The 14860-nt window shown below is 43.8% G+C and carries 14 protein-coding genes; 7 read left to right on the forward strand and 7 right to left on the reverse strand.

The annotated features are described in order from the left end of the window. Positions 1–28 precede the first annotated feature (28 nt). From SJY28_RS04575 to SJY28_RS04595, 5 genes are all read right to left on the reverse strand, one after another. Positions 29–802, reverse strand: a complete 774-nt coding sequence (locus SJY28_RS04575) for a lysozyme inhibitor LprI family protein (protein WP_379543599.1) — start codon at positions 800–802, stop codon at positions 29–31. 129 nt (positions 803–931) lie between these two features. Further along, positions 932–1348 (reverse strand): VOC family protein, encoded by a 417-nt coding sequence (locus tag SJY28_RS04580; protein WP_379543600.1) that lies wholly within the window; start codon positions 1346–1348, stop codon positions 932–934. Positions 1349–1557: 209 nt separating this feature from the next. After that, the gene (locus tag SJY28_RS04585) at positions 1558–2562 is read right to left on the reverse strand and encodes a lipoate--protein ligase (protein WP_379543601.1); all 1005 of its coding nucleotides are present in this window, start codon (positions 2560–2562) and stop codon (positions 1558–1560) included. Continuing rightward, positions 2559–2738 (reverse strand): hypothetical protein, encoded by a 180-nt coding sequence (locus SJY28_RS04590; RefSeq protein WP_379543602.1) that lies wholly within the window; start codon positions 2736–2738, stop codon positions 2559–2561. Before SJY28_RS04590 ends, SJY28_RS04585 begins: the two co-directional genes overlap by 4 nt. 104 nt (positions 2739–2842) lie before the next feature. Further along, positions 2843–3256 (reverse strand): hypothetical protein, encoded by a 414-nt coding sequence (locus SJY28_RS04595; RefSeq protein ID WP_379543603.1) that lies wholly within the window; start codon positions 3254–3256, stop codon positions 2843–2845. A 604-nt stretch (positions 3257–3860) separates the two neighbouring features. Between SJY28_RS04595 and SJY28_RS04600 the strand changes: the two genes are divergently transcribed. Next, positions 3861–4784 (forward strand): DMT family transporter, encoded by a 924-nt coding sequence (locus SJY28_RS04600; RefSeq protein WP_379543604.1) that lies wholly within the window; start codon positions 3861–3863, stop codon positions 4782–4784. 250 nt (positions 4785–5034) lie between these two features. After that, positions 5035–6138, forward strand: coding sequence for an alkene reductase (locus SJY28_RS04605; RefSeq protein ID WP_379543605.1), 1104 nt, complete (start codon positions 5035–5037; stop codon positions 6136–6138). Positions 6139–6225: 87 nt separating this feature from the next. Here SJY28_RS04605 and SJY28_RS04610 read toward each other — a convergent pair whose 3' ends face one another. Both SJY28_RS04610 and SJY28_RS04615 read right to left on the reverse strand, forming a co-directional pair. Beyond that, complete coding sequence (locus SJY28_RS04610; protein WP_379543606.1) at positions 6226–7191, reverse strand: pirin family protein; 966 nt, start codon at positions 7189–7191, stop codon at positions 6226–6228. A 241-nt stretch (positions 7192–7432) separates the two neighbouring features. Continuing rightward, the gene (locus SJY28_RS04615; RefSeq protein ID WP_379543607.1) at positions 7433–8764 is read right to left on the reverse strand and encodes an NAD(P)/FAD-dependent oxidoreductase; all 1332 of its coding nucleotides are present in this window, start codon (positions 8762–8764) and stop codon (positions 7433–7435) included. A 347-nt stretch (positions 8765–9111) separates the two neighbouring features. Between SJY28_RS04615 and SJY28_RS04620 the strand changes: the two genes are divergently transcribed. The 5 genes from SJY28_RS04620 to SJY28_RS04640 all read left to right on the forward strand — a co-directional run bounded on the left by SJY28_RS04620 (position 9112) and on the right by SJY28_RS04640 (position 14752). Beyond that, positions 9112–9990, forward strand: a complete 879-nt coding sequence (locus tag SJY28_RS04620; RefSeq protein WP_057758078.1) for a branched-chain amino acid ABC transporter permease — start codon at positions 9112–9114, stop codon at positions 9988–9990. A 76-nt stretch (positions 9991–10066) separates the two neighbouring features. Next, positions 10067–11164 carry a branched-chain amino acid ABC transporter permease gene (locus tag SJY28_RS04625; protein WP_379543608.1) on the forward strand — a complete coding sequence of 366 codons (1098 nt, stop codon included), beginning with the start codon at positions 10067–10069 and terminating at the stop codon, positions 11162–11164. Beyond that, positions 11161–11928, forward strand: coding sequence for an ABC transporter ATP-binding protein (locus SJY28_RS04630; RefSeq protein ID WP_201548964.1), 768 nt, complete (start codon positions 11161–11163; stop codon positions 11926–11928). The genes SJY28_RS04625 and SJY28_RS04630 overlap by 4 nt, the downstream gene beginning before the upstream one ends. Positions 11929–11975: 47 nt before the next feature. Next, the gene (locus SJY28_RS04635) at positions 11976–12770 is read left to right on the forward strand and encodes an ABC transporter ATP-binding protein (protein ID WP_037032897.1); all 795 of its coding nucleotides are present in this window, start codon (positions 11976–11978) and stop codon (positions 12768–12770) included. Positions 12771–12775: 5 nt separating this feature from the next. Further along, a complete protein-coding gene (locus SJY28_RS04640) occupies positions 12776–14752 on the forward strand; it encodes an AMP-dependent synthetase/ligase (protein ID WP_379543609.1) in 1977 nt (658 codons plus the stop codon). Positions 14753–14860 lie beyond the last annotated feature (108 nt).

Genomic DNA, 14860 nt, shown 5'->3' on the forward strand with positions numbered 1-14860 from the left:
GCCTATCATTACTTCGAATCTTGAAAACCTAACGCACCTCACGCTCTAATACAATACCGTCAAAATACCCTCGCATACCACAATGCAGTCTTCTATATTGATTATCAATGTCTCTTAATAACAATTGAGTCCTACCTTTATAAAGTGCTGGATATAAACGCAGCTCAACAGCTTTATCTGGCTGATCATCATTGATGACCCAATGATTTTCTGACCATATGGCTTTACTCTCTCCCAAATCACAGGTATGAGCATTGGTAAAAATCAAAACACCCTCGATAATGGAGAGGTAAGGTTTATTAGCGACACTATGAATCGATACCGTGTTTTTCGCCTCTCCTGTATCCTCCCAGCGTTGAGTACCTGAATTATATATTGAGATTTGAGAGGTTTGAGAAAACTTACCAAAGGCACTTTTTCTCGGTAAATCAGAAGGACTTAACTCATCTGAAAAATTCCAAGCCACACCGTAATTGGTTTGCTCTTCGATATATTCTTTATATTCACGTATCAGACATTCTTCACTTTTACAGGTATTACGCTGAAACGTAAGCCATGTGCGTTGATTAGCAATGAACCTATCTTTAAAAGCTTTGCTGTCTTCATAGTCAGGAGCAGCGCCAAGATTGATTTTATATTTCTTCGCCATTGCGTCATCAAGCTTAGAAAGCTCAGGACTGTCACAGACGGTTTTTTCTACCCAGCTAGCAGCTTTGTTGCAGTCAAAACTTGCTGAATTGGCATAAGTGGAGAGTAGGCAAGTGCCTAAAATACCGATTGTGGTGATGCATAACTTTTTCATATTACCCTCATTTTTTAGAGCTTGATTGTATTTTAAGAAAGCTATAACTGTGATATACGTGTCATCATCACTATCTGCAAAAAACGAATCAGTCCACCCATCCTAGCCCAACTAACCAGCCTCACTCATTTACCAACTGCCAATATTTTCCATCGAAATCCAAGGCTCAATAGGTTCTAAGTCTTCGCCATTTTGTAGCAGCTCAATTGAGATGTTGTTAGGGTCTTTAACAAAAGCCATATGGCCATCTCTAGGCGGTCTTAATATCTCAACTCCTGCCTGTATAAAGGTGTCGCACTGCGTGTATATGTTGTCGACTCTAAAGGCAAAGTGCCCAAAATTATCGCCATTGGTATATTCTCTTTCATCCCAGTTGTGTGTCACCTCAATCTCTGGCGCACCCTCATGCGTTGCTAAAAAATATAAGCTGAATCTGCCTGATTCAGAGTCTTTCTTTCTTAGCAGTTGTAAGCCCATAAGGTCACAATAGAAAAATAACGTTTCTTCTAGTTTGTTGGTTCTAATCATTGCATGTAAGTGCTTCATGAAAATACCTTAATATTGATTATTAATAAAAAATGGAGTAATGGCAGGGTGCTTTTTATGCATCATTAATATACAAAATCTAAAATGGCGTACGTATGATATCAATACCATTAACTATATACAGCGCATTTGTGTCAGTAACTTTTTACCAAGCAGTGCAAGCGGCACACTCTGGGATACTTGCTAGATTAAATCTGACGTCGCAAAATCTAACCTTCCATCTCACCAACCAACCATTTTTCAAAATCGCTCACTTGCGTTGCCAATTCAGGTTGCGCTATTGCTAGGTCATCGAGCTTGTTTTTAATCTCAGGCTTATTATATTTAACGCCCGTCAATGTATTCTTAAGCAGATCAATAAGCTCAACATTGAGCGCGTCAGAGAAGATGACAACTTCGGTAATCATTGCCTGCTTCACATCCATATGCACATCCATCATGCCCCAATCAAAGCGTGTTTCGATATGATGGGTGAACTCAGGCGTTTTACCAAAGCGCCAATCCCAGTCTGCCATCTGTTGATAGTAAGCGTTTAGCGTCGGCTGCTTAGCAAGGCTGGCTTCATCTAACTGCTCGACCTGTGCACTCTCTCCATGATATTCACAGAACGCTTCGATAATCGCATCAGACAATGTCTCGTGATTGATAGTCTCATTAAAATCTACTAAGTTTGCTACGCGAGCGCGCACAGATTTGATGCCTTTTGCTTTGAGCTTTAGTGGATGCGGATTCAGATAATCGCCAAGCTTTTGCATGTTGGCATTGACCAGCAATGTGCCATGATGAAAGCTGCGATCGGCGGCATGTCTAAATGCGCTGCCCGATATTTTGCGGTCGCCGACCTGCATATCGTTACGACCAGACAGCGTGGCGTCTATGCCGAGTTTCTTAAGCGCATTAATGATGACGGTGAAGTTTGCTTCTTGGTCGTAAGCATCACTGGGTGATAAAAAAGTAAAATTGGTATTGCCCAAGTCATGGAATACAGCGCCGCCGCCACTCTGACGCCGCGCTAAAAACACATCGTCTGCTTCCATCTTATTGGTTTTGCACTCTACCCATGGATTTTGTGAGCGTCCAATAACCACGGTCTCAGAGTTACGCCATAAAAATAGGGTATGAGAGTCGGGATTGAGCGTATTAAATATCCAATCCTCGGTAGCAAGATTAAACCAAGGATTGGTCACAGCAGATTTCAGGATGCGCAGTTTCATGTATTTGACTCTTTAATAAACTGGGTTGGTGAGTAGGTTTTATAAATAGGTAGCACCATTCTTACTGATGCAGGGTTGTAATTCAATGGCTGTCCAACAGGGAGGTTGATTTTATCAGTGGCTTTGACAGTGGTGAAGACGTTGAGTACATAGAAAAAACTGTGAGAAAGTTTCATAGAGGATGGGGCTAAGGTTGATGCTTCAGTTTTTAGCAGGCGGCAATAAAAGCCAAGCAAAACGCTCAGCTTTATTGCACTATAAATTGCCAGAGTATTTTGTTCTATTTAGCACAAATCTCCCACTGCGATTTTGTACTAAGATAACATTGCATAACTGCTTTACCAGATTGCGCATAGGCATCACTGACGATACGCTGATTGGTTGGCAGACGATATCTGATGATCGCGGGCTCGTCATTGACGGTGGTCGTCCATCCAGTCACTTCATTACGGTCATTATAGTTTGCACTGGTAGAGGTTGCCATTTTGCCAAACCCTGGCAGGTTATAGGAGACCTGCCTAAAACTATAACTCATCGCTGCACCCTCAGCGCCCTCATACTGACAGTTTAGCTTTTTTTGCAGTTTATCTTGTTTATAAACATAGCAAGTGGTCTCATCTGAGAACTGACCAACCCCGCAAAAACCTGCCGTTGCAACTGACATCATACCGAAAAATAACGCTATCCTTTTCATAATCATTCCTCAATAATTTATAAATCCTACTAATGATGTTTGCCATCTATTTTTTGTATTGCCAAATACTAACCAATACCTTTTAGATAGTAGAAAATTAGTAAACAAATATCAACTAATATATTTTAAGAAAATCTTGAATTGATGTATTAAAGCTACTTTTAACATCAGTATTATTAAGAATAGCTGTTATAAGGTAGTGATATAAGCAGGGTTTACTATGACCGTGAATCTGTTTTTGTAGGTATTGATCTGATCGTTTACTTAAGGATGACTTTGGAGTTCTTTAGTATGTGAATAGAAAAGCGCTGGAATAAGCTAAAGTATAAGAAATATAGGATCAGCGCTGCTTGCTGTATGGTGCTTACTAAAAGGGATTTGTCCAGATTTATAAATTATCAAAAGGTGCAAACCTTAAAACTGTACTAAAAAAATTAATGAATGGATAAAAACTCACTATAAATTTTATAAAAAATTACCCATCAAACAATTAAAAAGTTATCATCGTGAGTTTTTAATCACATGATAATTTCCCCAACGCATCAGACGCTTATGACCGACACGAGTTGGCAAACGCAGTCTAAACGCTTAATAGGATTACCAAATGACCAACCGTGACCTCATCATCTTTGTGACGCTCTCTTTTATGTGGTCACTCTCCTTCGTTTTTTATCGTATCGGCGTGCCTGAGTTTGGCTCATTGGCATTCGCCAGTTTGCGTGTGATATTCGCCGGATTGGTCATGTTGGTCTTTGTATTATTAAATAAGAAAAACAGAGTAGGCATCAAGGAGCATTGGAAAATGCTAGCGCTCGTTGGCTTGTTTTCAGCAGCGCTACCTTTTGTGTTGTTCTCGTTTTCCGCGCAATCAGTGAACGCAGGCGTGCTAGCCGTGCTAAATGCTTCTGTACCGATGATGAGTGGTTTTATCGCTAGAGTCTTCTTTAAGGATAGACTATCGAAAAAACAAGCACTTGGTTTGGTCATTGGGGTGATCGGGGTAATCATACTGATGAGCGAAAGCTTATTTGGTGGCGGCGAGCCAGGCAAAGGGTTGGTCGAAGGACTCCTACCGATGGGTTACGCGCTACTAGCCTGTGTAGGTTATGCGCTTGGGGCCAACATCACCAAAAACTATCTGTATGAAGTATCGCCAGTCGCTATCACCGCAGGCTCGCTCATTATCGGTAGTATTATTATGCTGCCTGTGGCTTTTAATGAGTTCCCTTATGGTAAAGATATCAGCATAAAGGCGTGGGTATCAGTGATCTGTATTGGTGTATTTTCGACCGCCATCGCCCTTATCTTTATGAATCAGCTGATTAAAAATATTGGCCCGACGCGTGCCACCAGTATTACTTTAGTCATTCCGATTTTTGCTATTATTTTAGGGTATCTACTACTTGGTGAAGCCCTAAATATCCAAGCCATCATCGGTTCAGTGGTGATATTGTTTGGCACATATTTGTCACTTGAGCTGTCTGTCAAAAAGATGCTACAACCAAAGAATCCCACGCGGGCGACGTGAGTTTAAGCTTTGGTAAACTGTCTTCGTAGCCTTTAATTATGAAGATTCAAATATCTAAATATTGGTGTTTCTGTTTGTAAATATTGCTTGGAATAATTGCATTTGCCCCCTATAAAGAACTCGGCTTATGAGTAGCGTACTTCGCAAATTATAGAACGATAGCTAAGTGCTACCTACTAATATAAGTGCTATTTATTACTAATAATAGTAAACCTGATAGTAAGGTTTAAAACAATAAACAGGGCTTTTTATGGCACACGATAATTTATTTGAAACCGTCAAGATGGGTACCCAAACCCTAGAAAACCGCATCATTATGGCACCGTTGACGCGTCTGCGTTCGGTCGAGCCAAGCGATGTACCAACAGCACTTGCAAGCGAATATTATTCACAGCGTGCAGGTTCTGGCTTGGTAATCACTGAAGCGACGCAAGTATCTTTTCAAGCGAAAGGTTATGCTGGTGCGCCAGGCGTTCATACCAAAGACCAAATCACTGCGTGGAAAACCATCGTAGATAATGTCCATGCTAAAGGTGGCAAAATCGTAGTACAGCTATGGCATACAGGCTTAGTTTCTCACGAGAGTGTACAGCCAGACGGTAAAGCGCCTATCTCTGCTTCTAACGTTGATGTTGGTGTACGTACCTCGCTACGTGACAGCGATAACCAAGCCATTCGTGTAGATGCAACGCCGCCTCGTCCAGCCACACTTGAAGAAATCAAGCAAGTTATCGCTGACTTTGGTCAAGCCACTAAGAACGCCAAAGAAGCGGGTTTTGATGGGGTAGAGATTCATGGTGCTCACGGTTATCTATTGCATCAGTTCTGGGTTGAGCAAACCAACCAGCGTGATGATGAATATGGCGGTAGCCGCGAAAACCGTGCGCGCTTGACGCTTGATGTTATCGATGCGTGCGTAGACGCTTGGGATGCAGATCATGTCGGTATTCGTATTTCACCACTGGGTACGTTCAACAACGTAGAAGCTGGATATAACGAAGACGAAAATATCTGGATGATTGAGCAGATTAATAAACGCGGAATCATGTATCTGCATTTGTCAGAGCCAGATTGGGCAGGTGGTACGCCTTATAGCGAAGACTTCCGTAAGCGTGTGCGTGCTGCTTTTGATCAAATGATTATCGCAGCTGGTGGCTACACTGCCGAAAAAGCAGAGCAAAATGTAAAAGCGGGTTATATCGATGCAGTCGCCTTTGGCCGTGACTATATCGCCAACCCTGACTTGGCTGAGCGTATCCAAAAAGGCGCGCCACTCAATGAGCAACATCCAGAGTCTTTCTATGGTGGCGGTGCTGAAGGTTATACCGACTATCCATTTTTAGACCAAGCGTAATAGTTAGATTTTTAACTAAATAACGCAACATAAAAAGGCCGCTTAACTATTAATAGTTGAGCGGCTTTTTTTAAGCCTAGATTTTTATTATTTGCCGAAAATGCCTATTTGATAATCACGGAAGGTCTGGCGTAGTTCTTCTTGAGTATTCATGACAAAAGGACCGTGACCTGCGACCGGTTCACCGATTGGCTCGCCGCTTAGCAGTAGCAATTTGATAGGGGTATCGTCATCAGTAGTTGCAGGGTAGGTCAATTCGATAGTGTCAGTAGCAGGTAATGATGGATGTTCAGATTGAGTCTCTACGTGATTTCGAATAGGCGCTGAAAATTCTATCAAACTACCTGCGCTGACGGCTGTACCGTTGACCAATACTTGACCTTCTTGTACCAGCAGTAGGGTGTTGTGCGTTTTTGGTACTTGTAGCGTGGTTGTACCTGCTGTATGTAGCTCGATATCCCACATATTGACTGGCGTAAAGGTCGTTGCCGCGCCCGTTAGCCCATGCCAGTCACCGGCAATGATAGCAGCTTGACCGATGACAGTTTGCTCGTCACTATTGTCTATCAGATCAATGATAGGCATATCAGCACGTTTGATAGATTGATATTTGGGGTCGGTCAGTTTGTGGGCGCTTGGCAAGTTGACCCATAACTGCACCATACTAAAGACGCCGCCATGTTGGCCGAATGCTTCAGAGTGGAACTCTTCGTGCAGAATACCGCGACCCGCAGTCATCCACTGTACATCACCTTCTAAAATATCGCCGCGCCCACCTGTTGAGTCTGCATGACTAATCTCACCTGAATAAGCGATGGTTACGGTTTCAAAACCTTTGTGTGGGTGCAGTCCAACACCATGCGGTTGCAGCTTATAATCAGGATTGGGCGAAAAGGTCGTAGGCTTACCGTAGTCAAATAATAAAAAGGGATCGGTATGGCTATAGTTAAAATCAGGATTGTCATCGAGATGATTGATTAGGGTTTTTACAAAAAAACCATCACCTACCCAATGCGGCTTTTTATCACCATGAATATGCTTGATTGGACGCATGGATTACCTCATAAGTCTAAGTGGCATTGCTATCAATAGGATGAATGCCTTACGTTAATTCTACTATGAAAATAGACTTATGTTTTGTTTATTCTCATTGCTCTCTAAGATTAGTATCTAAAACCACTCAACTATCATCAAACATACTGTCAGCAATTATATGCATACTGCTCAATTATTCAAATGCTGACAGTCATTAAGGCTATTATTGTCGCTATAAATAGTGAAGCCATTAAGGTGATTAAACGACTTCACCACTGACAAAACCACTGGCCCAAGCCCATTGGAAATTATAGCCGCCAAGCCAGCCTGTCACATCGAGCACCTCACCGATAAAGTACAAGCCATCTTGCAAGTTGCTTTGCATTGTTTTGGAAGATACCTCATCAGTGGTGACGCCGCCACGTGTGACCTCAGCAGTGCGGTAACCTTCTGTACCAGAGGGCTTGAGCTGCCAGCCATTGAGCGTAGTTCCAAGTTCTGTAAGTCGCTCGTCTTTAACATTGGCAAGTTCTGTATCTTTGATGTCTTCCCATAGATGCGTCTGTAACGCTGCTAATAGTTTCTTGGGTAGCGCATTGTCCGTGTTTTCTGCCAATACGGTACGAATCAGTTGGCGTGGATGTGATTTTTTGCGAGTCAGTAAAAGATCAGTGACGTCTATTTCAGGCAACAGATTGATACGGATGGTTTCGCCAGTCTGCCAATAGTTGGAGAGCTGTAGCATGGCAGGGCCAGAGAGACCGCGATGGGTAAATAAGACGGGCAATTTAAAAGAGATACGCTCGTTACTGGCAATAACTGGCAGACTGATACCAGCCAAGGCACGGATAAGCTCGCCTGTTTTATCAGTGAAGGTAAACGGCACAAGACTGGCATCAGTAGGCACGAGAGTATGCCCAAACTGCTGTGCCAACTCATAGCCGATACCACTTGCTCCCATGGTCGGGATAGACAGACCACCAGTAGCGACCACCAAAGACTCACAGCTATAGCGTGTTTGCGCGGACTGAGTACCGCTTGCGATGTCTTTTTTACCAAGCTTTTTGCTCGTCGTTAGATAAAAGCGTTCGCCGTTATCATGAGCAGCAGTTTTAACATGATCAATTTGAGCATTAAGCTTTACTTGTACGCCTACGGCCGCGCACTCATCTAGCAGCATAGACAAGATGTCTTGTGCCGAGTCGTCACAGAATAGCTGACCATGTTCGCGCTCATGGTAGGCAATCTTATGCGACTCTACCATACCGATAAACTCCCAACTCGGGTAACGACTTAGCGCTGATTTGCAGAAGTGGGGGTTGGCACCAATAAAATGCTCAGGCTCCACAAAGTAATTGGTAAAGTTGCAGCGACCACCACCCAACATCAAAATCTTTTTGCCAGCTTTATTGGCATGATCCAACACCAATACGCGGCGACCACGGCGACCAGCAGTCAGTGCGCAATACAATCCTGAAGCACCAGCGCCGATGATGATGACGTCATAGTGATTATCAATGGATTTCTTAACTGACGATGAATTACCCACTGATGAATTGCTTGGCTTTGCTTGTTTTGACATTTGACTCATGATGATGACTTATAGAATAGGTTTGGATAGACGATATAAAGTAGCTAATTATACCATGGCAACAATGGCAGTGTTTTTAGGGAAGTAATATAAATAGCTTTTGCCGCTTGCTATAAATCATTGAATAACTTTGATTTTTCTATAGACAATAATTCGTAGTTGGTATAATGTGAATATATGAATATTATTCGCTACTACTGCTGCCATATTGATTACTTCCTAAAACGCTAGTCGTTTTGATACAAAGAAAATGAATTTCTTTACAAGTAGTTGATGAAAAAGTCAGTCGATTGAACCGCTTATTCAAACATTGTCACGGATGATAATGTTAAGACAAAAGGGACTTTATGGATATCCTACAACTGCTCATTAGCGGGATTGCTAATGGTTGTATATATGGGCTGTTAGCGCTGGGTTTTGTACTCATTTACAAAGCTTCAGAAGCGGTCAATTTCGCCCAAGGCGACATGCTTATGCTCGGTGCCTTTTTGGGCATATCTTTCATCAATGCCGATCAGGCAAACCTTCCCTTCTTATTAGGCATCACCTTTGCTGCTGTCATCATGGGTGCATTTGGCTACTTACTCGATCGCTTTATCCTACGTGGTATTTTTGGTCAACCGCAATTTGCGATGGTCATCCTTACCATCTCGCTTGGTTTCTTAATGCGCTTTGTCGCTGGTGTTATCTGGGGACATAGCCCAGTCTCATTACAGACACCGTTTTCAGGCAAGATGTTGGCATTAGGCTCGCTGAGTATCGCTTATGTTGACATCATTATCATCATATCTACTATCGCATTAACCTCTATTTTGTACTTCTTTTTTGCCCATACGCGGCTTGGTATTGCGATGCAAGCCAGCAGTCAAAACCAGATGGCAGCCTACTATATGGGTATTCCCGTCAAGCGGGTCAACGGTATCGTTTGGGCATTGTCAGGGGTGGTTGCCGCACTTGCCGGCATACTATTTGCGGCCAAAGGCGCCATTGAACCTTCTGTCGGATTACTGTTCGGTATCAAGGCCTTCGCCGCTGCGGTAATCGGTGGGCTAGGCTCCTTGCCTGGTGCGCTGGCAGGCGGGTTGCTAGTAGGGGTGATAGAGCCCTTTGCTGGTCGTTATCTACCGCTAGGTCTTAGTCAAATTGCGCCTTATGTGGTTATGTTGATCGTACTAATTGTACGTCCGGGCGGTATTTTTTCTCAGGTCAAACAGAAAAAAGTATAGAAGCTTTGATCCAAGGCAGCTTTGATTCAAGGATGACAAAGCGGCCTCCAAATCTTTTCAAGGATGAGTACTGCCCATGAAAGCTCAGTTTAAACACAGCTATGATCAAGATATCAATATCTTCGATAACAAAAGCCAACTTATAAAATATGGCGTGCTTCTCTTGCTATTACTGATGGCGCCTTGGTTGTTGAGCAACTATTACATCAGTGAGCTTAGCGCTATATTGATTTGGTCTATCTCTGGACTCGGTCTGATGCTCTTGACGGGGCATACCGGACAGGTCAGCTTAGGGCATGCCGCCTTTATGGCAATAGGGGCATTTAGCCATATGGCACTGATGGCTCGAGGGTGGAATTTTTTCCCTGCTTTGATTGCCTGTGCACTGATCACTGGGGTTATCGGTGCGATTATTGCCAGACCTATCCTACGAACTAGCGGTATCTATTTAGCCATCGCAACCTTAGCACTTAGTATTATCGTTGAGGACATCGCTATCGTGGCTGAGCCTATTACGGGCGGAATCTCTGGCACCTTTGCCTCTCCTATCAATCTGTTTGGCTACACCATCGATCGCTACATCACGCCAAAGGCCTTTTATTACTTATGCCTCGCACTCGTGGTGTTGGTTACCTTAGGGTATATCAACTTACTCAGAAGCGGCACTGGACGATCGTTCTTAGCCATCAGAGACAGCGAAGTATCGGCCCGCGCGCTTGGCGTCAATGTGCCGCAAGCCAAAACGCTCGCTTTTAGCATATCTTGCGCGATTACCGCTGTTGGCGGCGCCATGTACGGGCATTTTGTGCAAGCGGTCAATTATGAGAGCTTCACCGTTATCATCTCCATCACCATCCTCCTGCAAATTGTCATTGGCGGTTTGGGCTCCATACATGGTGCGTTTTTTGGTGCTGTCGTCGTTGTCTTATTGCCACAAGTGATTGCTATCTTAGGCGATATGGTTGGTCAAGGTGCGGGCTCTAGTATCACCAGTATTCCTGGTATTGATACGGCGCTGTTTGCCTTAGTTATTGTCATCATGATCATCTATGAGCCACGCGGTATATACGGCATTTGGATAAAGATACGGACTTGGTTTCAGATGTTTCCGTTATATCGAAAAGGACTGTTTCGCCGTTCTAAAACTTATCTTAAAACGGAGCGTATGCGATGAGCTTACTAAAAGTTGACTCCTTATCTATCGCGTTCGGTGGTGTAAAAGCCGTTGATAATATTAGTTTTGAGGTAAACGAGGGCGAGGTATTTACTATCGTAGGACCTAATGGGGCTGGTAAATCCACGATTTTTAACTTAATCAGTCGCTTGTACGAGCCGCTTAGTGGTCGTATTACCTTTGATGACACTGATATTACCAAGCTACCTGCTCATGATATCGCAAAACTGGGTATTGCCCGTACGTTTCAAAACATCGAGTTGTTTGATCACTCAAGCGTGCTTCAAAATCTACTTATCGGTCGCCATTCGCAGCGCAATACGTCATGGATACAGGACTTGCTGTTTTTACCAAAGGTGCGCCGTAGCGAGCGCGAGCATCGTTTGCAAGTTGAGAAGATTATAGATTTTTTAGAGTTAGCGCCTTATCGAGATAAACTCATTGCAGGTCTGCCTTATGGTATTAGAAAAGTGGTCGAGATTGCTCGCGCATTAGCCGCTAATCCAAAGCTTATTTTGCTCGATGAGCCTGCCTCTGGTCTTAGCGTGGAGGAAACATCCGAGATGGCGTGGTGGATTGAAGATATGCAAAAGGATCTTGGCTTGACTATCTTGATGGTAGAGCATGACATGAGTCTTGTGAATCGCGTATCAGATCGAGTATTGGCCGTCGCTGAAGGTAAGTTTTTGGCTCAGGGCACGGCAGCTGAGGTGCAAGCCAATCCACAGGTTATTGAAGCCTATCTTGGACAGGAGAGTGTGTAATGTCATCTATCAAAAAATCACTATCCTCTGCCGCGCCTGCTACTGAAATGAATTTGGTCGACTCTGAAGTAAAGAATAACGTGCTAGAGGTGCGAAATCTAGAATCCGCTTATGGTCCAGTGATGGCATTGAGAGGCGTGAGTCTAGAGGTTCCCGAAGGCAAAGTTGTCACGATTTTGGGCGCGAATGGTGCAGGTAAAACGACGTTAATGAAGACTATCTCTGGTGTCATCAATCCTCGCAAGGGCGCAGTATGGTTCCACGGAGAGCGTATCGATGGCACTGAGCCTGATCGCTTGGTCAAAAAAGGATTGTCGCACGTACCCGAAGGGCGCGAGGTATTTCCCTTTTTGAATGTCGCCGAAAATTTAGCGATGGGCGCTTATACTCGGCGTGACAAGTCTGAGATACAGCGCGATGTAGAGATGATATATGAGTATTTTCCTATTCTAAAAGATCGCCGTACACAAGCAGCTGGCACGATGTCTGGTGGTCAGCAGCAGATGCTCGCTATCGGTCGAGGGCTGATGTCACGACCCTCTCTTATGCTGCTCGATGAGCCGTCTCTTGGGCTGTCTCCATTATTGGTACAAGAGATATTTGCCATTATTCGACGATTAAATAAAGAGCAAGGTGTGACGATTTTGCTAGTTGAGCAAAATGCCAGAGTTGCCTTGGCAGCAGCGGATTACGGTTATGTGTTAGAAACAGGGCGTATTGTCATGGCAGGCTCAGCGGACAAACTCATGCACTCTGATGATATTAAAGAGTTCTATTTGGGACAAACCAAAGATAACACTGCGGAAGCCACTCGGTGGAAACGCAAAAAGACTTGGCGATAATAATCATGACGACCTCCATTGATATTGATGTTAATACTGAAAACAATACTTCACTTTCTCCTGCGGATGCAGCAGACATGAAAGAAACATCTGCTGCGCCAGTATCGTCTCGCGATAATTCTAAAAGTTATGATTACGATACGGGTCAACAGATACACAATGCGCCTTTTGATCATGCACCTCAAATTCTAGAAGGGTGCGATACGTTAAGCAAACTTTGGCGACAGGTTTGCTTGAGCCGAGGCGACAGGATTGCTCATCGAGAAAAGAGCTTTGGTATTTGGCAAAGTTATAGTTGGCTGGACTATTATCATCATAGCTGCGATATCGGCATGGCACTCGTCGAACTTGGTCTGAGCAAAGGCGATACTGTCTCTATCTTGAGTGAAGATAATAAAGAATGGCTTTATTTTGATATGGGTGTCTGCGGCGTAGGCGGGATACCTAACGGTGTCTATACGACAGACAGTCCCGAGCAGCTTGCTTATATATTAAATGATAGCCACTCAAAGTTTCTGATTGTAGAAAACGATGAGCAATTGCATAAGTTTTTAGAGATTCGTGAGCAGACACCTCATGTCAAAAAGGTCATTGTCCTTGACCGTAAAGGCTTGCGGAGCCTAGAGGATGATCAGGTTATCTTCCTCGATGAGCTATATACGATTGGTCGAAGTGTTGATAACGCAAGAGAGCGTTTTAGTGATTATATCGATCAAGGTACACCTAACGACATACGCACTTTAATCTATACCTCTGGCACAACAGGCAATCCAAAAGGCGCCATTTTAACGCACGCCAATGTCCTCTTTGAGCTAAAAACAAGCATAGATATTCTTCCTATATTGCCCACTGATGAGCAGCTGTGTTTTCTGCCTTTATGCCATGTACTCGAACGTTTAACGTCAGTGGATTTGCCTATCCATCGAGGCTGTATCGTTAACTTTGCTGAGAGCACAGAAACGGTATTTGAGAATATGAAAGAAGTCTCACCTGATACCTTTACCGCTGTGCCTAGACTGTGGGAAAAAATGTACGCCTCTATCAGTAATATGCGTAGCGACGCCAGTGCATTCAATGGCTGGGCATTTGATCAAGCCATAAAAGCAGGTCATGACTACGCTGATATCGTCATGGCAGGCAATACTCCTACGACAGGTCAACGACTGCGTTACGAGTTTTGGAATCGACTGGTGCTATATAAAATTCGTGACCTTATAGGCATGAGTAATATTCGCCGTGCCACTACTGGTGCTGCACCCATCTCGCTAGATATTATCCGCTGGTTTCATGCGATAGGGGTGCCTATCTATGAAGGCTATGGCATGACCGAAAGTGCGGGCGTGATATCGGTCAATACCCCTGAAGCGCAGATGGCCGGTAGCGTAGGTAAGGCACTACCAGACTCTGAAGTCCGTATCGCTGACAATGGAGAGATACTAGTAAGAGGGGCGAACGTATTTGCAGGCTACTGGAACAAGCCGGAAAAAACGGCTGAGGATTTACGGGATGGTTGGCTACATACGGGGGATGTTGGCGAGATAAGAGACGGTTATATATTCATCACGGGTCGTATCAAGGACATCATTATCACTGCAGGCGGCAAAAACGTCACACCAGCTGCGATTGAAAGTAAACTTAAATTCTCACCTTATATCTCAGATGCGGTCGTCATTGGCGATAAGCGAAAGTATTTGACTTGTCTGATCATGATAGATCAAGAAAACGTCGAAAAATATGCGCAAGACAATCAAGTGATGTTTTCTGATTTTCGCTCTTTGTGTCACGCGCCAGAAGTCATTGCCTTGATAGATGACGTCGTACAGTCTGCTAACGAAACCCTAGCTCAAGTAGAAACCATAAAGCAATTCAGGCTTATAGATGTGCTGCTCAGTCCTGAAGATGACGAATTGACCGCGACGATGAAATTGAAAAGAAACTTGGTTGAGAAAAAGCATCATGCTCTCATCGACTCTATGTACTGATCTAGCTCTTTAACACAGTTCAGCTTAGCACCGTTCAGCTTTTTTGAAATCGTCTCAACCTCGAAAGTATTAATCTCAAGAGCATTAAACTAACAGCGACTGAGTCGC

Source organism: Psychrobacter sp. R86515 (assembly GCF_042466315.1).
Classification (GTDB): Bacteria; Pseudomonadota; Gammaproteobacteria; order Pseudomonadales; family Moraxellaceae; genus Psychrobacter.

Coding starts and splice junctions, on each gene's coding strand:
- SJY28_RS04585 (WP_379543601.1), bottom strand. CDS start 2,562: ATGAAACTGCGCATCCTGAAATCTGCTGTGACCAATCCTTGGTTTAAT.
- SJY28_RS04580 (WP_379543600.1), bottom strand. CDS start 1,348: ATGAAGCACTTACATGCAATGATTAGAACCAACAAACTAGAAGAAACG.
- SJY28_RS04605 (WP_379543605.1), top strand. CDS start 5,035: ATGGCACACGATAATTTATTTGAAACCGTCAAGATGGGTACCCAAACC.
- SJY28_RS04630 (WP_201548964.1), top strand. CDS start 11,161: ATGAGCTTACTAAAAGTTGACTCCTTATCTATCGCGTTCGGTGGTGTA.
- SJY28_RS04620 (WP_057758078.1), top strand. CDS start 9,112: ATGGATATCCTACAACTGCTCATTAGCGGGATTGCTAATGGTTGTATA.
- SJY28_RS04595 (WP_379543603.1), bottom strand. CDS start 3,256: ATGAAAAGGATAGCGTTATTTTTCGGTATGATGTCAGTTGCAACGGCA.
- SJY28_RS04640 (WP_379543609.1), top strand. CDS start 12,776: ATGACGACCTCCATTGATATTGATGTTAATACTGAAAACAATACTTCA.
- SJY28_RS04615 (WP_379543607.1), bottom strand. CDS start 8,764: ATGAGTCAAATGTCAAAACAAGCAAAGCCAAGCAATTCATCAGTGGGT.
- SJY28_RS04590 (WP_379543602.1), bottom strand. CDS start 2,738: ATGAAACTTTCTCACAGTTTTTTCTATGTACTCAACGTCTTCACCACT.
- SJY28_RS04625 (WP_379543608.1), top strand. CDS start 10,067: ATGAAAGCTCAGTTTAAACACAGCTATGATCAAGATATCAATATCTTC.
- SJY28_RS04600 (WP_379543604.1), top strand. CDS start 3,861: ATGACCAACCGTGACCTCATCATCTTTGTGACGCTCTCTTTTATGTGG.
- SJY28_RS04575 (WP_379543599.1), bottom strand. CDS start 802: ATGAAAAAGTTATGCATCACCACAATCGGTATTTTAGGCACTTGCCTA.
- SJY28_RS04635 (WP_037032897.1), top strand. CDS start 11,976: ATGAATTTGGTCGACTCTGAAGTAAAGAATAACGTGCTAGAGGTGCGA.
- SJY28_RS04610 (WP_379543606.1), bottom strand. CDS start 7,191: ATGCGTCCAATCAAGCATATTCATGGTGATAAAAAGCCGCATTGGGTA.